The 24,337-nt window shown below is 60.3% G+C and carries 15 protein-coding genes; 14 read left to right on the top strand and 1 reads right to left on the bottom strand.

The window, feature by feature from the left end; genetic code table 11:
• Positions 1-29 precede the first annotated feature (29 nt).
• The 8 genes from ACWXTG_RS09195 to ACWXTG_RS09160 are packed head-to-tail and all read left to right on the top strand — an operon-like array spanning position 30 to position 5,937.
• Positions 30-683, top strand: a complete 654-nt coding sequence (locus tag ACWXTG_RS09195; protein WP_309565665.1) for a hypothetical protein — start codon at positions 30-32, stop codon at positions 681-683.
• Complete coding sequence (locus tag ACWXTG_RS09190; RefSeq protein ID WP_480219674.1) at positions 680-1,219, top strand: PilN domain-containing protein; 540 nt, start codon at positions 680-682, stop codon at positions 1,217-1,219. Before ACWXTG_RS09195 ends, ACWXTG_RS09190 begins: the two co-directional genes overlap by 4 nt.
• Positions 1,220-1,230: 11 nt before the next feature.
• On the top strand, positions 1,231-1,815 hold the full coding sequence (locus ACWXTG_RS09185; RefSeq protein WP_309565663.1) for a hypothetical protein: 585 nt from the start codon (positions 1,231-1,233) through the stop codon (positions 1,813-1,815).
• Complete coding sequence (locus tag ACWXTG_RS09180; protein ID WP_309565662.1) at positions 1,812-2,411, top strand: hypothetical protein; 600 nt, start codon at positions 1,812-1,814, stop codon at positions 2,409-2,411. Before ACWXTG_RS09185 ends, ACWXTG_RS09180 begins: the two co-directional genes overlap by 4 nt.
• Positions 2,412-4,367, top strand: a complete 1,956-nt coding sequence (locus tag ACWXTG_RS09175; RefSeq protein ID WP_480219673.1) for a secretin N-terminal domain-containing protein — start codon at positions 2,412-2,414, stop codon at positions 4,365-4,367.
• Between the two features lie 4 nt (positions 4,368-4,371).
• Positions 4,372-4,845 (top strand): type II secretion system protein, encoded by a 474-nt coding sequence (locus ACWXTG_RS09170; protein ID WP_309566052.1) that lies wholly within the window; start codon positions 4,372-4,374, stop codon positions 4,843-4,845.
• Positions 4,845-5,225: a type II secretion system protein gene (locus ACWXTG_RS09165; RefSeq protein ID WP_309565660.1), complete on the top strand. Its 381-nt coding sequence runs from the start codon at positions 4,845-4,847 to the stop codon at positions 5,223-5,225. Before ACWXTG_RS09170 ends, ACWXTG_RS09165 begins: the two co-directional genes overlap by 1 nt.
• Entirely contained in the window at positions 5,212-5,937 is a 726-nt protein-coding gene (locus ACWXTG_RS09160) for a type II secretion system protein (protein ID WP_480219672.1), read from the top strand. The genes ACWXTG_RS09165 and ACWXTG_RS09160 overlap by 14 nt, the downstream gene beginning before the upstream one ends.
• Positions 5,938-6,576: 639 nt before the next feature.
• On the opposite strand, the gene ACWXTG_RS09155 is transcribed toward ACWXTG_RS09160, so the two are convergent.
• Entirely contained in the window at positions 6,577-7,197 is a 621-nt protein-coding gene (locus ACWXTG_RS09155; RefSeq protein WP_480219671.1) for a lytic transglycosylase domain-containing protein, read from the bottom strand.
• Between the two features lie 236 nt (positions 7,198-7,433).
• On the opposite strand from ACWXTG_RS09155, the gene epsA reads away from it, so the two are divergent.
• From epsA to ACWXTG_RS09125, 6 genes are all read left to right on the top strand, one after another.
• Complete coding sequence (gene epsA, locus ACWXTG_RS09150) at positions 7,434-8,231, top strand: XrtB/PEP-CTERM-associated transcriptional regulator EpsA (protein ID WP_287110106.1); 798 nt, start codon at positions 7,434-7,436, stop codon at positions 8,229-8,231.
• 257 nt (positions 8,232-8,488) lie between these two features.
• Entirely contained in the window at positions 8,489-9,235 is a 747-nt protein-coding gene (locus ACWXTG_RS09145; RefSeq protein WP_480219670.1) for a PEPxxWA-CTERM sorting domain-containing protein, read from the top strand.
• 81 nt (positions 9,236-9,316) lie between these two features.
• A complete protein-coding gene (locus tag ACWXTG_RS09140) occupies positions 9,317-10,714 on the top strand; it encodes a hypothetical protein (protein WP_480219669.1) in 1,398 nt (465 codons plus the stop codon).
• A gap of 249 nt (positions 10,715-10,963) precedes the next feature.
• Positions 10,964-12,586: a ShlB/FhaC/HecB family hemolysin secretion/activation protein gene (locus ACWXTG_RS09135; protein WP_480219668.1), complete on the top strand. Its 1,623-nt coding sequence runs from the start codon at positions 10,964-10,966 to the stop codon at positions 12,584-12,586.
• Between the two features lie 21 nt (positions 12,587-12,607).
• Positions 12,608-22,456, top strand: coding sequence for a filamentous haemagglutinin family protein (locus tag ACWXTG_RS09130; protein ID WP_480219667.1), 9,849 nt, complete (start codon positions 12,608-12,610; stop codon positions 22,454-22,456).
• Positions 22,457-22,661: 205 nt separating this feature from the next.
• Positions 22,662-24,335 (top strand): DUF2341 domain-containing protein, encoded by a 1,674-nt coding sequence (locus ACWXTG_RS09125; protein WP_480219666.1) that lies wholly within the window; start codon positions 22,662-22,664, stop codon positions 24,333-24,335.
• The last annotated feature ends 2 nt before the right edge of the window (positions 24,336-24,337 follow it).

Below are 24,337 nucleotides of genomic sequence, written 5' to 3'. Positions count from 1 at the left end.
TAAAACCCAAAATGCTGGATCAAGGGGTGATGCATGTTGAACACCATGGCAAGGATTTGCAGCCATTGCTCGCGGCATTGCCGCAAGTGATGCATGAGGCCCGCGCCGCAGGGGCAAGGGTCGAACTGGTGCTGTCGAATGCCTTCATGCGCTACGCCATCGTCCCCAACCCGGACGGGGCAGCCAATGGGGAAGAGCTGACGCTATTGTGCCGCCATGCTTTCCAGCGGGTGCATGGGGATGTCGTCGCGCAATGGAGTATCCAGCTCAGCCTGGCCGCGCTGGGCGGAAACGGGCTTGCCAGCGCGGTGGACCAGGATTGGCTGGATGCCCTGGCGCAGCATGTCAAAGCGGAAAAGGGGCAATTGACCAGCGTGCAACCTGTGTTGGCGCATGCCTTCAACCGTTTTGCCAAGGCCGGGCAAAACGGTATTTTCGTGCTGCGCGAACCCGAGCGGCTATGCCTGCTGGCCTGGCAAAACCGCAGCTGGTCTGCCGTGCAGCTGCAACCCGTGCTTGCCGACTGGCAGGCGACGCTGGACGCAGGCTTGCGCAGGCTGCGCCTGCAGCTGGCGTTGCCGGAAAGCACGCCGGTGCAATTATGCGAGCTTGTACAAGGAGATGTGCAGCTCCGCATGACGCCCTGGCGGGCGGATTGGTCCATGGCCGGAGGCATCGCATGAGGCTGGAGCTCAACCATGTGGCTCCAGCGGGCCAGGGCTCCCGTTACCAGGCGGGCCTGACCGTTGCTGCGGTTGTGGTCTTGCTATGTGGCTGGCAGCTGATGAACATGCGCGCCGAGCGCATGGATATCGAGCAGAAGCTGCAGCAAATACAGGAGGCACGCAAGCCGGTGCAGGTAGCTGCAATCCAGCCACAGGCATTGTCAGCCGTGCAAAAAGCAGAAATCAAGGAAGCCAACGGCATACTGGACGAGCTGGGCAGGCCATGGCCTGCCTTGCTGAACCGGCTGGAGCAGGTGGCCCAGCCGGAAATCGCCTTGCTGGCGATACGTCCTGACGCTGCCAAGGGCAAGCTGAGGCTCAAGGGAGAAGCCAAGGATGTCGCCTCCCTGCTCGCTTATCTGCAACGGCTGGAAGGCGTGCCGGAAATGCATGACGTCGTGCTCGACGAGCATGAAATGATGGAAAAGCCGGAAGGCGAAGGCATGGCGCATTTCATCCGTTTCGGCATCACGGCCAGGTGGGGGGCTGTGTGATGCAGCTTGGGATGGCCGCGTCTGTGGACTTCAAGTGGCTGCGATGGGCCATGCGCCGCGTGCAGTACCGGCTGGGCTGGCCCGGGATGGCCTTGGCCGCGCTGCTGGCGGCGACGGTTTGCCTGGTGGCGGTGTGGCTGGTGCCATTGCAAGCCGAAGTTGCGCAACTCCAGCAGCAATTGCAAGCGCAGGAGGCGGCGTTGCGCTTGCATCCCCAGCCGCAGCGCCAGCCCGTGAGTTCGCCGGAACAGGCATTGGCTCAGGAGCTGGCCGAGTTTGACGCGCGCTTTTCCGGCATCCAGCAATTGCCGGACGAGCTGGGCGTGTTGTTCCGCCTTGCGGAAGGCCATGGCCTGCACGTGGTCAAGGGCGAGTATTCACTTTCGGAAAAGAAGCAGGGCAGCGTGCGGCGCTTCGAGGCCAACGTGCCGGTGCATGGCAGCTACCAGTCGGTGAAGGCGTTGGTGCTCGACATATTGGACGCCTTGCCGAACGTGGCATTGGCCGAGCTTGGTTTCGAGCGCGGCGAGGCGATGGAGAATGAGGTCAAGACGCGCCTGCGCCTGGTGTTCTTCATCAGGAAGCGCGCCGCATGAAGCTGCAATTCAAGCGGCATGGATTGCTGACGCTGGGCTTGCTGGCGACCCTGGCCCTGGTGTTCAGCATGGAGGATGAAGAAGATGCCGGATTGTTGCCAACTGCCCGGCCCGCGCGCTCCCAGGCTGCGCCATCAGCGCAGTCTCCTGTCAGCCGACATATCGAAACCCGGCAGCATTACCTTGACTGGGGCTTGCTGCAAGGGCGTTCCGTCGCGGCGGGAGCCGGACAGGCGCGGGCGGATTTGTTCAGGCCCCAGCGCTGGTATGTGCCGCCGCCCAAGACGGCAGCCGAGCTGGCCCCGCCGCCGCCAACGGTGCCGCAGCCGGGATTTGCCTATATCGGCAAGCTCGAGGACGGGCCGCAAGGCACCGTCATTCTGCTGGCGAGCGCCAGCCAGCTCTATTCCGTCAGCGTCGGCGGCAATATCGACCGTGCCTGGCGCCTGGACAAGGAGGACGACCAGAACCTCTACCTGACCTATTTGCCGCTCAATCTGCCGAAGACGCTGCTCAAGAAGAGCAAACTGGCGCCGGCCGCCAATCCTGCCAGCCATTTGCCGGGCGATCCGGATGATTTACAGGGGAATCTTTAAATGTTGTCGAGTTATGCATGGCGCGTCACTGGCCTTGTCAATGTAGTGCTGGTGTTGTCTTCATGCGCGTTGGCGCCCTGGCCCAAGCCTGGATTCCCGGGAGATACGCCCGAGGAGAAAATCACCAACACCCGGGCGGAGCGCGAGAAAAAGCCTGAAGGCGTAAAAGAGCTGCAGCGCGTGCGTGTGGCGACCGAGCAGGGCGTCAACCAACTGCTGACCGAAGCCGAGGCGGCATTGCGCGACAGGCGCATGGCGGATGCGGGGGAGTTGTTCCGCCGCGTGTTGGCGATAGAGCCCGACAATCCCAGGGCGCAATCCGGGCAATTGCTCATCGAGAGCACGCGCAAGCATGCGGAGCAGGTGCAGCACGCACGCCAGTTGCTGGAAAAGGGCGAGATCGACGCCGCGCGTGACATCCTGCACCAGGTGCTGCTGGAAGTGCCCCAGCATGAGGATGCCCTGCGTTTGCAGCGGGAGATCCGCCAGCAGCGCGCCCATGTGCGCATGGAGCCGCCAAAGCTGAAGCCTGCCTTCAATAAGCCGGTGAGCCTGGAATTGCGCGATGCCAATATCAAGATGGTGTTCGAGGCCTTGTCGCGTGCCACGGGCATTAATTTCATCCTCGACAAGGACATCAAGCCCGAGACCAAGGCCACGGTATTCATCAAGAAGTCGCCGATCGACGAGGCGATCGAGATGGTGCTGGCAACCAACGGCTTGCAGAAAAAGGTGCTGTCCGAGAACACCGCGCTGGTATTTCCCAACACCGCCGCCAAGCTCAAGGATTACCAGGACCTGGTGATCCGCAACTTCTACCTCACCAATGCCAAGGCCAAGGATGTGTCCGCCATGGTGAAGACCATGCTCAAGACCAAGGACATCCATACCGACGAGCGGCTCAACATGATCGTGATCCGCGATACGCCGGAAGTGGTGCGCATCGCCGAGAAGCTGGTGGCGGCGAACGACCTGGCCGACCCGGAAGTGATGCTGGAGATAGAGGTGATGGAGGTGACGCGCGAGCGCCTGCAGGAGCTGGGCATAGAATACCCGACCTCGTTGACCGCCTCCGCCGGCCTCTCGATCGAGGCGATGAGGAGCAACAATTCGAGCACCTACCTGTTCGATGCCAATCCCAGCCTGAATTTCAAGAAGACGACGGGCGATATCAATATCCTCGCCAACCCGCGCATCCGCGTGCGCAACAACGACAAGGCGCAGGTGCTGGTGGGCGACAAGGTGCCGGTGATCACCACCGTGGCGACGGCCGGGGTGGGGTCTTCCCAGACCGTGCAGTACCTGGACGTCGGTCTCAAGCTGGAGGCCGAGCCGCGCATCACGCTGGATGATTTCGTCAATATCAAGATTGCGCTGGAAGTCTCTTCGCTCGGCACCTCCACGACGTTGCAAGGCGGCGGCGTGGTGTACCAGATCGGCACCCGCAATGCGAGCACCCTGTTGAGGCTGCGGAACGGTGAGACGCAAATACTGGCGGGCCTGATCAACGACGAGGAACGCAAGAACACCAGCCGACTGCCCGGGCTGGGCGACATCCCCTTGCTGGGGCGCTTGTTCTCCAACCAGATCGATAACCGCAAGAAGACCGAGATCGTGCTCGCGATCACGCCGCGCGTGGTCAACAACATCAGCCGCCCTGAATCCGAAGTGATGGAATACTGGTCCGGCACGGAGAACGGCATCAGCGACCATCCGCAGATCAATGTGCCGGGTACCGGGGCTGCCGGCAATATGAGCCCGCGGGAAATGATGATGCAGCGCTTGCGCCCTGCAGAGCCCCTTGCTCCCGAGCCTGAGCCGGAACCAGCTCCGGCTCAGGCCGAAGAAAGCCAGCCGGCGCAGGATGACTTCATGTCCACGCAACCCAAGCCGGTGGTGCCCCTGGTCACGCCTGAAGTCGTGGTGCCCAAGGCTGCGCCACAGCCGGCGCAGTAGCATGATGCCGCGCCAGGCCGGGTTTACCTTGATCGAACTGGTGGTGACGCTGACCATCGTCAGCATCCTCGCCAGTGCGTTGATCCCGCTTGGGCAGTGGAGCGTGAAGCGCCAGCAGGAGGCCGAATTGCGGCAGGCCTTGCGTGATATCCGCAGCGCGATCGACGCCTACAAGAAAGCGGTGGAAGACGGCAAAATCATCGTCAATGCGGATGCTTCCGGCTATCCGCCCAACCTGGAAGTGCTTGCCAATGGCGTGCCGGACGCCAGCAGCGAAAAGAAGCGCCTCATCCGCTTCCTGCGCCGCCTGCCGCGCGACCCGATGTTCCCGGAAAAAGACGTGCCCGCGCAGGATACCTGGGGCAAGCGCAGCTACGCCAGCCCGCCCGATGCGCCGCAGGCGGGCGTGGACGTGTTCGACGTGTATTCGCTCAGTACCGGCACCGGCCTCAACGGCATTGCCTACCGGGAGTGGTGATGCCATTTAAGCATAAGCGGGGATTCACTCTGGTCGAGCTGCTGGTGGTGATGGCCATTCTCATGCTGTTGCTGACGGTGGCGGCCCCCAAGTATTTCAACGGCATTGAGCGCGCCAAGGAGTCCGCGTTGAAGCAGACACTGGTGGTAGTGCGCGACGCGATCGACAAGTTTCATGCGGATAACGCGCGCTATCCCGATTCGCTCGAAGAACTGGCCGAGCGCAAATATATCCGTGCAATCCCCATCGACCCGATCACAGAAAGCAGTGAAACCTGGCAGCTAGTGGCCCCGGAGGAGGAAATGCCGGGCGAACTGTACGACCTGCATAGCGGCGCGGAAGGGCAGGCATCGGATGGCACCCTCTATGCCGAGTGGTAGCGTACAGCGCGGCTTCACTTATATCGGCCTGCTCATGATGATCGCGGTGAGCGGCATCGGCCTCGCAGCGCTTGGCGAAGCCTGGCACACCGCATCGCAGCGCGAGAAGGAAAAGGAGCTGCTGTTCGCCGGAGGGCAGATACAGGCCGCAATCACGCGTTATTACCGAGAGACCCCCAGCCCGGTCAAGCAATATCCGGCAAGGCTTGACGACCTGCTGCTCGACAAGCGCGGTCCCAAGCCGCGACACCATTTGCGCAGGATTTATATCGACCCGATGACTGCCAGCAAGGACTGGGGCCTGGTCAAGGAGCAGGAGCGCATCGTCGGCGTCTATAGCCGCTCCAATGCCCGGCCGTTCAAGCAGGACGGTTTTGACGAGGCGCAGCAGGCCTTCTCTGGGGCGGAGAGTTACCAGGACTGGGAATTCTCCGCCAAGCAGGGGGCCGACAATGGCGGCGGCAATGCCAATGCCCGCAGCCCGGTCAATGCCGAAATGCCATCGGCTTCCGCATCGGCGGCTGCTCCTGCCAGCTCGCCTGTGGCAGCAGGCAATGGCAGTGGCGGAAACCCGGAGAAATATGCCAATTGCGGGGCCGCGCTTGATGCGGCCAACCTGGCCTGTCATAGCGGTTGCGGTTTGCTGACTTCGCCGGCTTGCCAGAGTTGCCTGGGAGCGGCGTTTAATAGTTATCGGCAGTGTTTGCGATAGAAACAAGGGCGAGCGTAGCGAAGCCAAGTCGCTGTGGTTTTTCCTCCCGTCTGGCTGCGCCGAGTAGCGCAGCTTTTAATGGAAACAGGACTGGCGTCTGTCTGAGCGAAGCGAGTTCAGCCAGTCCCCATTAAAAGCGAGCAACGCAGGTTGCCCGGAACAACGTTCCGGGCCGCAGACAATCGGGTCGCCTTTGCTTTGGTTACTTTCCTTTGGCGAAGCAAAGGAAAGTGACTCGCCCGTCAGGGGCGAAACCCATCCTCGCGCCAATTGCAGTATTGATGAAGACGGAAAATCGTTGAGCTTGATGGGATTGGGATGTTGAAGGATCAATGGTCTTGAGCACTGTTGCAGACCTTGACCCGTTGCCTTTCGCTTGTCAGCGAGTTACTTTCATTTGCTTCGCCAAATAAAAGTAACCAAAGCAAAGGCGACCCCGGAGTCTGCGCCGGGAGCAAGCTCCCGGTTCCCTGCGTTGCTCAATATGTCTGGGAGCTTGCTGAACTCGCTGCGCTCAGACAGACGCAAGCTCTTTTTCCAGACAGATCTGCGCTACTCGGCGCAGCCAGACGGGGAACCCAAACCCAACGTCAAAAGCAACAGCGACTTGGCTTCGCTGCGCTCGCCCTTGGTTTTGTGTTAATTCATGTTTTTGCTGATGCGCCGGTATGCCTTCAACACCCTGGGCACATAAGCCTGGGTTTCCGCATAAGGCGGAATGACATTGCCATGCCGTTTTACCGTGGCCGGGCCGGCATTGTAGGCGGCAAGCGCCAGGCTGATGTCGCCGTTGAATTCGCGTTGCAATTGACTGAGGTAGCGCGCGCCGGCCATGACGTTCTGTTCAGGATCGTACGTATTGCGCACTCCCAGTCGGCGTGCCGTGGCTGGCATCAGTTGCATGAGGCCGGTCGCACCGCGGGAGGAGACTGCCCGCGGCCGGTAGTTGGATTCAGCGTTGATGACGGCGTGGAGCAGGGCCGGGTCAAGCTGGGTGGCATGCGCGGCAGCCGCAACCACGTCGTGGAAAGGCAATGTGCTGGCGTTGGCCGAAGGCGGCGTGGCGGCGGATTCGCTGATGTGCCATGCGCAATCGTGCGATACCCCTGTATTGGAAATATACAGCGCCTCCTCGCTATCGCCATGCAGGCAGATATCGGCACGCGATTCCGGTATCAGGGATAACCAGCTCCAGAAAGCCAGGATGAATATCAAGCCAAGTTTGCTCATGCCTGCCAGGGTGCCGAATCGATATGACATGCCCATGACGTTTGCAGCATGCGGGACTAGTTCTTTGTGACTACGGCAGGCCGATATTTTGTCATGTGTTGTTGCTATAACCCTATTGGGTCGATTGAAGGGATATGCTGTAGGCAACATATCTTTTGACATTGAAATAAGAATGCCACGCCGTTTTCACGGGATTGAAACCTGAGTGCCAGAGAATGCACGCTGGGGAGGACGGTATTTTGCTGCAACTACAATCAATCGGGGTTATGGACAACTATAACAAGGATCTCACGCCGGATCAGGCGAGCGCCTTTCTGGAAGTGGTCGATGCGTCCCTGCGTATTAAGAAGAAGGCGCAATTTTTTTCTTGGCTGCAAGGTCATTTTCAATTCCTGCTGCCGCATGAGGTGTTGCTATGCGGTTTTGCCATCGGCGCGGGGCGGGTGTTTTCGCTGGAGACGTTCAGCAGCACGCGCTATGTGACGGATGCGCATGTGACGATTGCCATGCAGGAGGAATCCGGCGTAGTGATGAGGGCCATACGGGCCTGGCAGCAGACATCCCAGCCCGTGTTGGTGGACCCTTACCTCAAGGACGGCCATTTCGGCAGTTTCACCGTGCCCAGGATCGACCATGGCAACCTGCAGGAAAGCGAGCTGCGCAATATTGCGGCTTACGGATTATCCTCCGCCGATGGCAGTATCTCCTCCTTCTTCTGTTTTTCGCGCGTTTCCGGCGAGCTGAACGCCAACCACGCCTATATGCTGGAGTTGCTGGTGCCTTATCTGCACTCCGTACTGATGCGCGTGAGCGATAGCGTGGCCAATATCGGCGAGGTGCTGGGGGATGGAGCCACCGCAGGCCTGATTACTGCCCGGGAAAAGGAAATCCTGCAATGGGTGCACACCGGCAAGAGCAACTGGGAAATTGCCACCATTCTTGAAATCAGTCCGTTGACCGTCAAAAACCACATGCAGAACATCCTGCGCAAGCTGGATGTGCAGAACCGCAGCCATGCGGCTGCCAAGGCCTTTCGCCTGGGGCTGATCCGCCACCAGTCCTGATTTCCCTGTGCTGCGCTGTGATCTGCTGCGCGCCATTTTCAGAGCGTTTTTCATCCCGGGTTTTTGCTCAGACGCTGCCTAGTCCTAAAGAACTAGGTCGGCACCATATCCACTTCACATTCTATTTTTAAGATGTCTCAAGTCGCGAATTTTGAGAAGGCGCAGTTGAGTACGTTCGGTAGTGTGCGGCGTGACGAATGTAGCGGCTCAAAGATGTTTCGTTCAGTTTTTTATGTCAATTTTCGGGAGTTATGACAATGAATATCAAGATGAAGGCTTTGGTTGCTGCCGCTGTCGCAGCAATGAGCGTTTCTGGTGCGGCGAATGCTGCATTGACCACAGGCAATACTGGTAGTAGTAGTTTGGTATTGGCAGTTTGGGATACTACAAACAATATTTCTGCTGTATTTGATTTGGGTTTCGATTATGAAGGTTTTTCTTTTGGCTCTGCAGGCTCATCCTCCAGCTATAGCTGGGATGTAAGTTCTGGTGATTACGCAGATGCATGGAATGCTCTTGGTGGCAACTTGGTATGGGGAGTTGTTGCAACAGATTACAACGGTAGCATTAATGAAGCTGGGTCACTGGGCTGGATCAGTACATTCAAAGACGGTCAGAATCTGGCTGCGCCATTGAGAATGGCCCAGATTGGTCGTCCACTGGCTGTGTTTGATGAGTATCTGGTTGATAACAATCGCAAGGGTAATGTGGCTGATGCTGGTAAGGCATATGCGGGCTCTCTGTTTACCGGTAACAAAATATTCAATTTAGGCCCGCAAGTACTGGATGCGGTAGGTAATGAGCAAGGTGTTGTGCAGTATTACAGCGCTGTTGGTTCATTAGGCGTTCTGACCTACGTTCAATACGATGCTACTTTCAAGCTCGATGCCAACGGTCTTTTAACATACACCGTAGCTGCCGTACCTGAGCCAGAAACCTATGCCTTGTTATTGGCAGGCCTTGGCCTCGTAGGTGCTGCCGCACGCCGCCGCAAATCTGCTTAATTGCAGTCCCGGTTCCGCCTCAAAAGGGCGGGGCCGCCTTCCGTAGTTTTATTCAATAGATATCAATATTGGGAGATTCAAATGCAAATCAAACAGTTGATCCTGGCCGTTGCGGCCACTTTCGCCGCCGGTTCCGTGCTGGCCGCCCCTGTCACCCCTGCCCAGATCGGCGCTGCCCGCACTGCCGGTACATTGCAGGAAACCTGGATTTCCGGCGCTTCCGCTCCGACTTTCAACATCTACAGCGGCTTTGCGCTGGGTTGCGACGCCGATTCCATTTCCCTGTTCTCCAACTCCAGCTCCGACAGCAACGTGCGTCCTGGTTCCCTGGGTAACTATGCTGCCTATGCCTGTACCCGTGGCGGCGTGGTTTCCGTGGTTTACCACACTGTGGCCGATGGTTCCTGGAACGCTTATGCGCCTCACATTGACGGCACCCAGTTGCAGCGCCTGCGCCGCCTGGATCAGGCCAACTGCCAGGTTGCTACCGGCGCTTTCCCCGGCCATGTCAACTACAAGAGCTGCCAACTGGTGAACCCGGCCGCGACTGCTGATGGCGCAGTGGCCAAGCCTGCCGGCGGTTTCTCCGACGTTGAGGCTTCCCTGTTCGGTTTCGACGTATCTTCCGCCGGTACTGAAGCAGAAGCCTATGTCGGCCAGACTTTTGGCGTGGCCGTCAGCTTGCCGCTCTACCGTGCTTTGCAGGCTGCACAAGGCTTGACTCAGAATGATGATCCAGCCAATGCGCCTAATATCTCTTCTGCTCAATACACTTCCATTGTTGCCCAATTCTCTGGATACCAGACTGATTGGTCTCCAATCCTGGGTGATGCAGGCGCAGGCAAGGCGATTTACCTGGAGCGTCGTGTATCAACTTCCGGTACGCAAGCCAGTTCCAATGCACATTTCCTGAAGAATCCTTGCTCTGATGGTGCATCAGCTAGTTTGCAACCTGCTGGCGCTGGTGATTCTACAAGTACATTCGTAGTGACTGAACATAGCGGTTCCGGCAATGTTAAAGGTGCCTTGACAACGCGCGGTAACAATGGCGAGTTCGCCATCGGCGTATTGTCCATGGAAAACAACTGGCGTGTGGACAGCCCTGCCAACGAGGGTTATCGCTATGTGAAGCTGGACGGCGTGCATCCTGAGGCTGGCACGTTCAACGGCAACGGCAACGCGCTTGCTGATGGTATCGAGTTTGCTCGTGAAACTGCCATCAACGGCGATTACGCATTCCATATCGAAATGCGCTCCTTCGTTGCCAACACGGCTGATGCTTTCGGCGCGCAGTTGATTCCTGAAATCACTGCCGCGCTGGGCAACCCAGCCAGTTGCTCCGACGTGCCACGCGGTCTGACCCTGAACCCGCTCGGCGGCTCCATCTGCAACAGCGCTGCTGTTGAAGGCGAGCTGCAAGTGGTTGCCAAGGGTACGCGTTTCGGCAACAACTGCGCTCCTCAGCAAATGTTTTTCTAAGTTGGTCATCACCAGGGTGTAAACCCAAGTCGTGCCCGAGCACTTCCCTGCGTAAACAGGGAAGTGCTTTTTACTCTGGATTCCGTCATGGGTGTGTCATATGGGCTTCATATGATAGGCGCGCCCGGCTTGCGCGGATTCAGGTCATGCAAGCCGAGAGCGGCTAATAAAGCAATTGGCGCTGGAACAAAGGCTCCGCCTGTTTTATTAGCCATTTTCCATATGTGAATTTCCAGGAAAGTATCAAGCGTGCGTTTATTTTTGTTATGTATGGCCGGGCTGCTGTACCTTGCGTCGATGTCCGGGCTTGCCGCCGCGGCTGATGGCGGTTTGCCAGGCGAGGAGGCATCCGCGGAAACGGTGGAAGAGCAGGCTGGGGAGGATCAGGCCAGGTTCGACATCATGGAGTTCAGCGTGAGCGGCAATACCGTATTGGCCGCAGGCAGGATAGAGGAGGCGGTGTATCCGTTTCTCGGCGAGGGCAAGACCATCGATGATGTCGAAGGCGCGCGGGCGGCCCTGGAAAAGGCTTTCCACGATGCGGGCTACCTGACTGTATTCGTCAACACGCCGGAGCAGGAGGTCGCCGACAAGACGGTCAAGCTGGAAGTACTCGAAGGCAAGGTGGAAAAGCTGCGGGTGGTGGGGGCTAAGTATTATTCGCTGGGCGTGATCAAGCAACGGGCGCCCGATTTGGCCGAAGGCAAGGTGCCTTATTTCCCCGATGTGCAGCGCCAGCTTGCCCGGTTGAATGCCCAGCCTGACCGGCAGGTGGCGCCTGTGCTGCGGCCGGGTAAGTCGCCCGGCAAGGTGGAAGTCGATCTCAAGGTGGAGGACAAGCTGCCGCTGCATGCCAGCCTGGAGCTGAACAATCGCTATATCGCCAACACCACGCATACGCGGCTCAATGGCTCCATTCGTTATGACAATCTGTGGCAGCTCGACCACAGCCTGAGTTTGAGTTTTCAGGTGACGCCGGAAGATACCAATGAAACGAGGGTGCTGTCCGCGACTTATCTGATTCCGACATTGGCGGGGGATTATTGGGCGTTCTACGGCGTGGTGTCGCGCAGCGACGTCAGCGCTATCGGGGATGTGAACGTGATCGGCAACGGTAATATTTTCGGCCTGCGCTACATTCATCCCTTGCCCGCGCCTGCACTTTCCGGCTATTTCCACAATGTGACGCTGGGGGTCGATTACAAGGATTTCAAGGAGTCTACGCGCCTGATCGGCGAGGGGTTCAATACGCCCATCAGCTACATGCCTTTTTTTGCGGGATACGACAGTACCTTGCAGACGGCAAAAGGCACGACCCAGATCAACCTGGGCCTGACGTTCGCCGTCCGCGACCTCGGGTCGGATGAAGAGGAGTTCGCCATGAAGCGCTCCAGGGCCCAGGGTAGCTTTGCCTATTTGCGCGCGGACATCAAGCATACGCACACGCTGCCCAGGGAGTGGAAGTTGTTCGGCCGTTTGTCCGGGCAGGCGGCAGGCGCGCCCATTATCGCCAACGAGCAGTTTTTCGTCGGCGGCGCGGATACGGTGCGCGGCTATTACGAGGCCAGCGCGCTGGGCGACAAGGGGCTGTTCGGCACTGCCGAGCTGCGCACGCCCTCGTTGGCGAAATATCTCAACATGGATGGCGAACTGGTGGGTTCGGTGTTCTACAGCGCGGGCCAGGTGCGCATATTGCGGCCCCTGGACGAACAGCAAAGCGTGTTCAATCTGGCATCCGTCGGCGTGGGCCTGCAGTTGAAGAATTGGCACGGATTGACGGCAGGGTTTGATTTCGCCCACGCGTTGCGGACGGCGGGAATGGTCGATAAGGGCGATTCCCTGCTGCATTTCAGGCTGGCGTACGACTGGTAAGCAAGGGTTTAGGAGGTTGGCATGAATCGAGGATTATTCCGTCTGGTTTTCAATAAGCGTCTGGGGGCATATGTTCCGGCGCACGAGTTGGCGGTGACGGCCGCCAGCGCAGGCCAGGGACGGCGCGCCCGCAGGCGCGCGCTGGCCGCGGCGCTGTCTCTCGTTGCTTCAGGCAGCGCGCTGGCGGCAGATCTGGCACCTTTGCCCGTTTCCGGCCTCGTCATGGGCGGCGGCGCATGGAGCAATGCGCAGATTTCCGGCGCCACGCCCACGGTGACCACGATCCAGCAGCTGGCGCCGCAGGCCATTGCTAACTGGAGCCAGTTCAACCTGGCGAGCGGCCATACGCTCAACATCAACCAGGAGGCGACCTGGTCCATGCTGCACCGCATTCATGACAACAGCCCCAGCGTGATCGCCGGGACGATCAATGCGCCGGGCACCAATTATTTCGTCAATACCAATGGCATTATTTTTGCCCAGGGCGCGCAGGTGAACGTGGGCTCGCTGTGGGCCATGACCTCGGCCGACATGATGACCACGGACGCCTTGTTCACCAACGGGTTGCTCGCCAGCCTCAGCAATACGCCGGTATTCCGCAATACCGGGGGCTTCATCAAGGTGGAGAAGGGCGCCGCGCTCACAGCGGCCAGCGGCGGCCGTATTGCCCTGTTTGCCAAGGATGTGGAGAACAGCGGCATCATCAAGACGCCGGACGGGCAGACGATATTGGCCGCTGGCGAGCAGGTGTACCTGAAGTCCAGCACCGACCCCGCCGGGCTGCTGGTGGAAGTGAATGCGGGCGGGACGGCCGCCAACCTGGGCGAGATTATTGCCGACCGTGGCAATGTGACGCTGGTGGGGCTGGCCGTCAATCAGCAAGGGCGAATTTCCGCCAGCACGTCGGTGCGCGCCAATGGTTCCATCCATTTGCTGGCAAGGGATACCGTCACCGCCGTTAATTCTTCAGGCGGTTATCAGTATGTGCCGCAACGCCATGGCACGGTGACCATAGGCAAGGACAGCGTCACCGAGGTGCGTGTCGAGACGGATGACAAGGAGGAGGTGCTGGCCAGCCAGACCCTGGCGCCATCGCGGATCAATGTCGAGGGCCGCACCATCAATATCGACGGCCTGCTGCGGGCCAAGGGCGGCGAGATCAATATTACGGCGAGCGTTGGCAATGGGGTCGGCCAGACTGCCGAGCAGGACCCTGTGCGGGTGTTCCTGGACGAGCACGCCACCCTGGATGTTTCCGGCGTGGATGCCCGGGCGGCCATGGAAAAGAACCAGCTTTCGGTGGAACTGTATTCCGACCAGTTGAAGGATACGCCGGTCCTGCGCGGCAGCGCGCTGTTCGGCGAAAGGGTTTATATCGACGCGCGCAAGGGCACGGATATGTTCGATATCTCTCCGTTGCTGGCCATGCGTACCCAGACGATTGCCGAAAAAATGAGCAAGGCCGGCACGGTGAATATCGTTTCCGCTGGCGATGTCGTGACCAAGGCCGGGTCGGTGATCGATGTTTCCGGCGGCGTGATCGATTACGACGCCGGGTTTATCCGCGAGAGCCGGTTGTTGTACCAGGGCCGCGCCGTCGCCATCTCGGACGCGAACGGCTACACCGATTACGAGGGGCTGACCGATGTCTACAAGAAAATGGATCCCAAATGGGGCTGGACCGATAGAAAAGAGCTGAACCCGAATGGCAAGGGCACCTGGCAGGCAGCCTATCGCGAAGGCCAGGATGCCGGCACCATCAACATCAGCACCACGCGCCCGGCCTTGCTGAGTGGCGACATGAAGGCCAACACGCGCACCGACGTGACGCAGCGCGGCAATTTTCCTGATGGTGGTAAATTCAACCTGACCACAAGCGCAGGGGTGACGCGCATACAGGAAGCCTCTGCAGTGGTCCCCGCCGATTTTACTGTCAACGACGTCAATACCAGCACTGAAACCATACTCGGCACCGCGCTGCTGAGTCATGGATTCAACCATATCGGCGTGGATAGCGGCGGGGCGATCGTGGTGGATGCCGATATCGTGACCGACCCCAATGGATCGGTGAATCTCCAGGGCGGCGGCGTTGATATCCGTCACGATATCGTCACGCCGGGCGGCGATATTACCGTGGCGACCAAGGTTGCCAACCAGTCGGTCACCGTCAGGGACGGCGTGCGCCTGATCACGGCGGGAAATTGGAACAACGATAACCCGCAGTTAGCCGGGGCCATGCAGACGCCGGTCGCGTTGGACGGCGGCAGCATCAGCCTGACCGCGAGCCAGGATGTGGTGCTCGGGCAAGGCACGCTGCTTGACGCCAGCGCGGGCGCGTGGCTGAGCAGCACCGGCACGCTGCGGACGGGCGACGGCGGCGATATCAGCCTGCAAGGGCGGTCGGTGGAGATCGGCGGGCAGCTGCAATCCTATGGCTTCAGCCAGGGCGGCGCGTTCTCTGTCTCGACATCGCAGGATGTGCAGGTCGGCGGCCAGCCAGCCGGGCCTGCTGATTTCTGGCTGCAGGAAGCCTTTTTCGAGCAAGGCGGGTTTTCCTCCTATATCGTCCGTAATACGGCCAATGGCGGCGAATTCGTGGTCGGCGACGCTTCGGGCGGGGAAACGCTGATCCATCCCAAGATGCAGACCCTGCTGCTGAAAGCGGGCTACAGCACTGCGGCCAGCGGCGCAAGCATGAGCCAGGTGGCCGCGCCGGTATTGCTGCCAGAGGGGCAGCGCGCGCCAGCCTCGTTGAGCTTTTCGGCTTACGGCGGCCAGACGTCACTGGCCGACCTGACCATCTTGCCCAATACGGTGATCCGCACCGACGCGCCCAATCTTGCGGCGCAGGTAGGCGCCATCAGCCTTGAGGCGAGCCGCCAGCTCACCATGCTGGGCAGCCTGTTTTCGCCATCCGGCGCTATCAGCCTGCTGCTGCGCGGCGATGCGGACCAGTTGCCCTATGACAACCAGCAGAGCATCTGGATAGGCGGCGATTCGATCATCAGCGCTGCCGGCAGCTATGTCACGCCGGCTGGTTCCGCGCGAACGTTGAGCAGCGCCAAGGTGATGGACGGCGGCAGTATCGCGATCAATGCCGGAAGAGGCTTCGTGGTCGCCGAGGAAGGCAGCCTGCTCGATGTTTCAGGCGCCTCGGGCAGAGTGGATGTGGATACCGGCAGAGGCGTACAGCGCCAGACCTTGCATGGGGCGGCGGGCAGCATCGACATCACGGCGCGGGAAGGCATGATTCTGGATGGCGACTTCCGCGGCGGCGCGAGCGGCAGCGGCGAGGGCGGCACATTGAACATTGCGCTGAGGGGAGATTTGAATGGGGCTACCCAAGTGCCCCCCACGCCGTCCGTCCAGCGCGTACTGACGGTGACCAGCAGCAAACAGGCGCAGGGCGATGGCCTGAATCCGCGCGACAGCCTGGCGGCTTTTGAAGGCAAGGCGCAGATTTCCACGGAGCAGATCAATGCCGGGGAGTTCGACCATGTCAGCCTGGAAAGCACGACGGAAGGCCGTGCGGCCAATGCCGCCCAGCGCGACCGCATCGTGCTGGAGGATGGCGTCCGGCTGAGCGCGCCGGAGACATTGGCCTTGACTTCGGCCTCGTTTGAAGTGGCGGATAACGGGGTTGCCGAGGTGCAGTCGTCCCATGTCACCCTGGCAGCTCCGCAGGTCAGCAATACGGTGCAGGCCGGCAGCGGCGCCTTCAGGGTGACGGCCGATTTCATCGACCTGAATGGCACTGTCAACCTGTCTGGCATCAATCAGGCCGAACTGAACAGCCGCCTGGATATCCGCATGCGCGGCCTGACCTTTGACAATGCGGGATCATTGCGCACCAACGGCAACCTGCTCATGACAGCGCGCCAGATTTATCCTGTGAGCAACAGCAGCTTCAATATCGAAGCGCTGGGCGCGGACAGCAATATTACCATCCGCTCCAGCGGCGAGGCCTACCGGCCGGTGTTCAGCGCGGGCGGCAAGCTCGGCTTCAAGGCGGATACCATCAACCAGGAAGGCGTGCTGCTGGCGCCCCTGGGCCAGATATCCCTGGATGCCGAAAGCGATCTGGTGCTGGGTGGAAACAGCCGGACGTCGGTTTCGGCCGAGGGCTTGAGCATTCCTTATGGTACGACCATAGAGGGCGGGACGTCATGGGTGTTGCCCAATGGTTTTGGCAATACCCCGGCGGAAAAACGCATTTCCTATACCGCGAAGGATGTCGATCTGCGGGAAGGGGCCGTGATCGATATTTCGGGAGGCGGCGACACTTTTGCGTATGAATGGATCGACGGCATAGGCGGCTCCACCGATGTGCTGTCGCAGCCGGGCTATTACGCCGTCGCGCCCGGCATGAAAAACGAATATGCGCCTTTCGATTATGACTATGTCAAGGACAATGCGCCGCAGATCGGCGATGCGGTGTATCTCTCCGGCATTCCGGGGCTGGAGCCGGGGTATTACACATTGCTTCCGGCGCATTACGCCCTGCTTGAGGGGGCGTATCTGCTGCAGGCCGGCCCGGGGCAGAATCTCCGCCAGGGAACCAATACCATGCTGCATGACGGCTCCTACCTGGTTTCCGGCTACCAGACCAATATCAACAGGAGCAGCCGCAATGCCGCCTGGGAAACCTTCCGCGTGACCAATGGCAACGTATTCCGCACGCCTGTCGGATCCGTGACGCGCGCGCCTGCCGAATACATGATCAGCGGCGGCAACACCTTCTTTGCCGCACAAGCGGAAGCGGCCGGGCTGACTCCTCCGCGGCTGGCCGGGGATGCCGGGCAACTGGTGCTGTCGGCGACCGATACCCTCCTGCTCAACGCCACCTTGAATACCAGCAGGGCCGCAAACGCCCGTGGTGCGATGGTGGATATCGTTTCCAGCAAGATCAGCGTCGTTTCCGAACTCGGGGCCGACGACGGCACCCTGCAGCTCAAGGCGGGCTCGCTCAATGACATGAATGCGGAAAGCATTCTGCTGGGCGGCCAGCGCAGCCAGGGGGATGAGGCGACGGAAATCACCACCATATCGAGTGAAGTCCGGTTCGCCAATGACGCCAGCCATGCGGTCAAGGTGAACCAACTGATTGCCACGGCCTCGGATACCTTGACTGTGCAAAGCGGCGCGGTGATCGAAACCACGGCTTCGCCGGACCGTGGCAGCGCCAGTTTGAGGGTCAATGGCGACGGCGCCTTGCTGGCGGTATCCGGCGACAGCGATCTGGCGTTCGACCGCGCCGGGACATCCGGCAGCCCCACGCGCGGCGTGCTGGATATCCAGGCTGGCAGCCAGATCAAGGCCGCGCGCTCCCTGGTGCTGGATGCGACGCGGCAATCCACCCTGGACGGCACGGTCAACGTCGATGACGGCGGCTCCGTCACACTCGGCGCGCAGAGCATCGTGCTGGGCAACCCTGCGGCTTCCGTGGCAGGCATGCAGGTGGATAACGCCTTGCTGGCAAGCCTGGGCAACCTCGGGCAGGTGACCTTGAACAGCCATGGCAACCTCGACCTGTATGGCGAGGTGGATTTCGGCAGCAGGAACCTGGATGTCACCCTCAATGCCGCTGGCATTGTCGGCCATGAGACTAGCGCGGATGGCGCTGCCAGCCTGCAGGCCGACCACCTGGTGCTCAGGAACTCGGCGGGCGCGGCGTTGACGCCGGCGGCTTCCGGCAGCGGCAAGCTGCTGATAGAGGCCAACAGCATTCGCGTCGAAGGCAGGAATGAGGCCGCCAGCGGCAATGCCGCGAATGCGGGCAACTTTGCCGTCAGCGGATATGACAATGTGGATATCGCCAGCGCGCAGGACGTGACGTTCAGCGGCAGCGGCAGCCTCAACCTCGACGCGGCGCAAGCCCATATCAGCAGCGCATTGGTCACGGCGGATACCGGCGCCGAATACAGCCTGAACGCGGCAGGCAACCTCATCACCGCGGCCAATGGCGCCAGCCTGCAACAGTCCGCAGACGGGCTCGGCGGCAAGCTGAGCGTCGTGGCGCAGCAGATGACCCTGGGCGGCAATATCGAGCTGGCGTCTGGACAGTTCGCCGCGCGCGCGACGCAGGGCGATCTCAATGTCACTGCCGATATCGACACCTCGTCGCGCGCGGTGCGTTTTGACCGCTTTACGCGTTATACCCCGGGCGGCACCGTCATCCTGCAGTCCGAGCAGGGTGATCTCAATGTGGCGAGCGGCGCTTCGATCGACGTGAGCGGCGGCGAAGGCGGCAACGCGGGAACCGTGAAGGCGCTGGCGGCAGGGACGGTCGATATCGCCGCGGGCGCACTGCGCGGGGAGGCCGCGGCGGGCAATACCGGCGGCAGTTTCGTGCTGGACAGCGGCAGCCTGGGCAATTTCTCCGTCCTGAACGAGGCATTGAACCAGGGCGGCTTCGACGCGTCGCGCGAGTTGCGCATCCGCAATGGCGATGTCACGATTGCGGGCAACGATGTCGTTAGGGCGGACCGTTTCGTACTGAGTGCGGATGGCGGCGGTATCGAAATAGCGGGAACCGTGGATGCCAGCGGCGGCAATGGCGGCGATATCAAGATATATTCGCGTGACGACTTGACGCTGCGGGCTGGCGGACAATTGCTCGCCAGGGGCGAGGCTGACGGCAAGGGCGGCGACATTCTGCTGGCCAGCGAGCGCGGCAGCGTGAAGGCTGAAGTGTTCGAGGCCGACGGCAACACCCGCCTGGCGGATGCCGCCTTGATCGACGTGGGCGGCGGCGAGCGCGGCCAGGTGAATATGCGCGCAGGGCGCGAGGGAGCGTCCGGCCTCAAGGTGGACGAGGCTGCGACGGCTGCCGTAGCCGGGGCCGGCAAGATATTGCTCGAATCGGTCAGTGTCATGGATATGGGCGGCGGCAGCACGCTGAACAATGCGACGTTGGCCGCCATCAAGGCGGATACCGACGCCTTCTATGCAGGAGCGGAAAGCGCGGCGGCGGCCTACAAGGCCAGCAGCGACGGCGTGAGCGCGATTGTGGCGCCGCATACGGAAGTGCGCGTCGATGGCAATACAACCTTGTCCAATGATTGGAATCTGAATACCCTGTCGCAGGGGCGCGATGGCGCGTTGACGATTCGCAGCGCAGGCAACCTGCAGTTGAACGGCAGTATCAGCGACGGCTTCAACGGTGTTGCGACGACGTCGGCATTGGCCGCTGGCGATTCGTGGTCGATCAATCTGATATCCGGCGCCGATATGGCTGCAGTCAATACCTTATCGACCATCAAGAATGATGCCTCTGGCAACCTGACGTTGGCGAATGCCAAGCTGGTGCGTACCGGGACCGGGGATATCAACATCGCCACCGGCGGCAACCTGACGCTGAGTAACGCGGCGTCTGTCATTTATACCGCAGGCAATGCCGCCGCGCCTCTGGATGGGTTTGTCGCGCCAACCACAGGCGAGGGTTTTGGCAATAATGGCGCGCAGTACCTGACCAATGGCGGCGACCTGAACATTGCTTCGCAAGGCGATATTACCGGGGCCTTGGTGAATGCGAGTGGTACGCAGCAGGTCGTGAACAATTGGCTGTTCCGCCAGGCTGGAGGTACAGGAAACAAGCATCCGACCTGGTGGTTGCGTACCGATTTGTTCCAGCAGGGTGTCGCGGCATTTGGCGGCGGCGACGTACAGATCAGCGCCGGCGGCAATATTACTAATTTCTCGGCGTCAGTCCCGACGACTGCCCGCTATGCGCCTGATGCGGCAGTGGTGGATGGCGGCGGCAATCTCAGCATATCATCGGGCGGCGATATCCTGAATGGCATGTATTTCGTCGGCAAGGGCGAGATGGAGGTGTACGCTGGCGGCGAGATCGGACGCACTTTCAATGCGCAGGGCAATGCCGTGACCTTGGGCACAACCCTGGCGTTGCAAGATGCGACAGCCAGTGTATCGGCTCTGGGCAATGTTTATATTGAATCCGTATTCAACCCCACGCTGTTTGCCCAGACAACGACCAATGCCCAGAGCGTCTTGAACGCGACTGGACGCAGCGCCTTTTTCAATACCTATTCCGATCAGGCGGCGATTGATGTGGCTTCACTGGGCGGCAACGTAACCTTCGGCGTTAAAGCGACCAGCGCTTCCAGTCTTACTGGCAAATTCACCGGCCTGGCGACGCCTGCCAACTCCGTCATGAGCCTGACTTACTATCCCGGGACAGTGAGCGCCACGTCTTTTGGCGGCGATATCGTGGTCGGCGACATGAAATTGATGCCCAATTCCGATGGGAACCTGAGCCTGCTCGCCGCGGGCAGCATCCTGGCTGACCAGGTTGTCGTGTCGGATGCCGATCCTGGCCTGATACCCAGTCCCAGGTCTCCGCTGCAGAATCCGCAAAATGTGCTGGAAGCGCGTATCGTGGACACCCATGCCGCCATCCCGCTCCATCTCAATAACGCGACGCCTATTGCGATCGTGGCGCGGGAGGGCTCGCTGACGAGCTGGACGGCCTCCGTGGTCAACCTCACATTGCCCAAGCAGTCGGTCGTGGTCGCGGGGCAGGATATCCGTGACCTCAATGCCAACCTGCAGAACATGCGCGCTGGCGACCTGAGCGTCATCCGGGCAGGCCGCGACATCGACTATACCGGCACGGCGGGCGGCATCAATATCGGCGGGCCGGGCAACTTGCTGGTGGAAGCCGGCCGCAACCTTGACCTTGGTTCCAGCCAGGGTATCAACAGCCTGGCGAACACGGCCAACCAGTATCTGCCGAACCAGGGCGGCTCGGTCACGGTGCTGGCCGGTGTGGGAGAAGGGGCGAACCTGGAGGATTACATCGACCGCTACATCCAGCCCGAGGGCAGCGGCCCCTCGGTACTGCAAGGCGATGCTTCTGGGCTGGCTGAGTACCGTGCCGACACCGCAAAGGCATTGACGGATTACATGCGCGGACTGACCGGCAACGAGACGCTTTCCGAAGCGGATGCCTTGACCGCTTACCTTGCGCTGGAGCAGGATCAGCAGGCGGTGTTCGTCTATCGGCATTTCTCGTCTGAATTGCTGGCGTCCGGCAAGGCATATGCGACGACGCAAAATCACGAGCGCGGCGATGCGGCGATTGCCACGCTTTGGCAGGCCGACAGCTATCAGGGGGATATGAGCCTGTTCAAGAGCCGTATCCGCACCGTACGCGACGGCAGCATAGACTTGCTGGCGCCGGGCGGCATGATCAATGTCGGCGTCCCAGGCGGGGATGGTTCCGGCGACATCGGGGTGGTGACCGAAAGCGGCGGCGATATCCGCGCCTTTGCGGAAACCGGTTTCCAGGTCAACCAGTCGCGTGTGATCACTCAGTACGGCAGCGATATCACCGTATGGGTGAATCATGGCGACATCGATGCGGGACGCGGTTCCAAGACGGCATTATCCATTCCCGAGATTGAAGTCAGCACGGACAGCTACGGCCGTACCACTCGCAGGGTCAAGGGCGCGGCCGCAGGCAGCGGCATCCAGGCGCAGACATATGACGCGGACGGCCCCGACGGCCCCATGCAGGCGCCCAGGCTTGGGACAGTCTCGCTGATGGCGCCGCGCGGCGTGCTCAATGCCAGCGAGGCCGGTATTGTGGCAGGCGACTTCCTCGCGGTGGCGCCAGTGATGCTGGGAACCAACAATATCAGCGTCAGCGGCCAATCCACAGGATTGAGCATGGCCAGCACGGTGTCGCTGGCGAGTTCCGTGGTCGGCGCTTCTGGCGCGGCATCGTCGGCGACCAGCACGATGGCGGATTTTGGCAAATTGCCTGTGAGCCAGGATTTCAATCCAAGAAGCATGCTGCCGTCGTTCGTGTCGGTCGAAGTGCTGGGCCTGGGCAATATCGTCAAGTAAGGCGGGTTTGCGCATGGGTTGGGAATGTCACGGGATGCCGGGTCACGCCCGGCATGACAGGCGTGAGGCGCGCAGATGGCTGGCAAGGGGGACTAGTCAAGACTAGTCCCTTTTACATTTTTATGACTCGACAATTTCACATATGGGTCACTGATGTGTCACATGTGACATCTATATTACGCGCTTTGTCCTGGAGCGCGGTTCGATGTTGAGAAAGTGTGGTTTTCTGCTGTTGCTGTTCATGCTGCCTAGCCTGGCGCATGCAGTCTGGAACGAGGCATGGGACAGCCGCGCTAAGGTATCGGTGAATGCTGCTGGCATTCCGGCTGCGGAAACCAATGTGCCGGTGTTGTTGCGTTTGCATTCCGGCAATTTCGATTTCTCTTCCGCCAGCCTAGATGGCTCCGATCTGCGCGTCATTGCCTCGGACGACAAGACCGAACTCAAGTTCCACATCGAGAAGTTCGATTCAATTAATGAGCTTGCCGTGATCTGGGTATTGCTGCCCAAGGTTGATCCGGCAGACAAGAATGCGCATTTCTGGCTTTACTCCGGCAATGAATCTGCAACGTCCGCTTCCGATAGCCAGGGCAGTTTTGACGATGCCACGGCGGCAGTGTTCCACTTTGCCGAGCAGTCCTTGTTGCAAGACAGCAAGCGCGGCCTGGTGGCAAGTGGCAATGCCGCGGTACAGAAGGCTGCGTTGATCGGCGAAGCGGCTGTGTTGACGGGTGAGCCACTGGCATTGGCGGCGGATTCGACCCTTGCGCTCAGCGATGCGCGTGGTTTCACTTTCAGCGCCTGGGTGAAACCTGCGACGCTGGATGGCAGCAATGCTGTGCTCTATCAGCAAGGCAATGTGGCGCTGGAAATTGCAGGCGGCAGACTGCAGTTCCGCAGTGCCGGTGCAAGCATTGCAGGCGGTGAGGTCAAGGCAGGCAGTTGGCAGCATGTGGCGGTGACGGCAGGTGCTGGCAAGGCGGCTATTTACCTGGATGGCGTGGAAGTTGCGAGCGGTGATGTTGCCCTGGCTGATGTGCAGGATACGGTGCAAGTAGGCGCTGGCTATCAGGGCGAGCTGGATGAAGTCGTGCTTGCGAGTGCAGCGCGTAGTGCTGCCTGGGTCAAGATGGCAGCTGCTGGTCAAAGCATGGATGGGCAGTTGATCAAGGTGCATGCTGCCGATGAGGGTGACGGGGAAGAGGGCAGCAGTTCGCACTTCATGGTGTTGTTCCACAGCCTGACCGTGGACGCATGGGTGGTCATCATCATCCTGACCGTCATGTTTGCCATCAGCGTTGCCGTGATGGCGGCCAAGGCAAGGCAGGTCGCCCGCAACGACAAGGCCAACCGCGAGTTCCTGCAACGTTTCAACGATGCCAGCAATGCGCAGTTGTTGCAGCTCGACCAAGGTGCCAATACAAGCGACTCCACATTGGCCAGGCTGTATATGGCCGGCTTGCGTGAAATACGCAAGCGCTACGCAGAGGATGGCTCGCTGGCGCTCAGCGGCGCTTCCATGGATGCGATCAAGGCGGCGATCGATGCGGACCTGATCCGTGAGAACAAAAAGCTCAATGCCAATATCGTGCTGCTCACGATCGCGATTTCCGGCGGCCCGTTCCTCGGCCTGCTGGGAACCGTGATCGGCGTCATGATCACCTTTGCCGAAATTGCGGCTGCGGGCGACGTGAACGTCAACGCGATTGCGCCTGGTATTGCCGCCGCCCTGATGGCGACGGTGGCAGGCCTTGCCGTCGCGATTCCCGCCTTGTTCGGCTACAACTACCTCTCCAGTCGCATCAAGAATATCAACACCGACATGCAGATATTCGTGGATGAGTACGTCACCCGCGTCGCCGAACTCTACGGGAAGTAGGC

It is taken from the genome of Methylobacillus sp. DLP286 (assembly GCF_056636515.1).
The sequence above is the reverse complement of the archived record's forward strand: the minus strand, read 5'-3'. Positions and strand labels throughout refer to the sequence as shown.

What these genes read in the sequence shown, in the direction of transcription:
- ACWXTG_RS09195 (WP_309565665.1), top strand. Translation starts at nt 30, where the DNA reads ATGCATGTTGAACACCATGGCAAGGATTTGCAGCCATTGCTCGCGGCA.
- ACWXTG_RS09190 (WP_480219674.1), top strand. Translation starts at nt 680, where the DNA reads ATGAGGCTGGAGCTCAACCATGTGGCTCCAGCGGGCCAGGGCTCCCGT.
- ACWXTG_RS09185 (WP_309565663.1), top strand. Translation starts at nt 1,231, where the DNA reads ATGGCCGCGTCTGTGGACTTCAAGTGGCTGCGATGGGCCATGCGCCGC.
- ACWXTG_RS09180 (WP_309565662.1), top strand. Translation starts at nt 1,812, where the DNA reads ATGAAGCTGCAATTCAAGCGGCATGGATTGCTGACGCTGGGCTTGCTG.
- ACWXTG_RS09175 (WP_480219673.1), top strand. Translation starts at nt 2,412, where the DNA reads ATGTTGTCGAGTTATGCATGGCGCGTCACTGGCCTTGTCAATGTAGTG.
- ACWXTG_RS09170 (WP_309566052.1), top strand. Translation starts at nt 4,372, where the DNA reads ATGCCGCGCCAGGCCGGGTTTACCTTGATCGAACTGGTGGTGACGCTG.
- ACWXTG_RS09165 (WP_309565660.1), top strand. Translation starts at nt 4,845, where the DNA reads ATGCCATTTAAGCATAAGCGGGGATTCACTCTGGTCGAGCTGCTGGTG.
- ACWXTG_RS09160 (WP_480219672.1), top strand. Translation starts at nt 5,212, where the DNA reads ATGCCGAGTGGTAGCGTACAGCGCGGCTTCACTTATATCGGCCTGCTC.
- ACWXTG_RS09155 (WP_480219671.1), bottom strand. Translation starts at nt 7,197, where the DNA reads ATGTCATATCGATTCGGCACCCTGGCAGGCATGAGCAAACTTGGCTTG.
- epsA (WP_287110106.1), top strand. Translation starts at nt 7,434, where the DNA reads ATGGACAACTATAACAAGGATCTCACGCCGGATCAGGCGAGCGCCTTT.
- ACWXTG_RS09145 (WP_480219670.1), top strand. Translation starts at nt 8,489, where the DNA reads ATGAATATCAAGATGAAGGCTTTGGTTGCTGCCGCTGTCGCAGCAATG.
- ACWXTG_RS09140 (WP_480219669.1), top strand. Translation starts at nt 9,317, where the DNA reads ATGCAAATCAAACAGTTGATCCTGGCCGTTGCGGCCACTTTCGCCGCC.
- ACWXTG_RS09130 (WP_480219667.1), top strand. Translation starts at nt 12,608, where the DNA reads ATGAATCGAGGATTATTCCGTCTGGTTTTCAATAAGCGTCTGGGGGCA.
- ACWXTG_RS09125 (WP_480219666.1), top strand. Translation starts at nt 22,662, where the DNA reads ATGTTGAGAAAGTGTGGTTTTCTGCTGTTGCTGTTCATGCTGCCTAGC.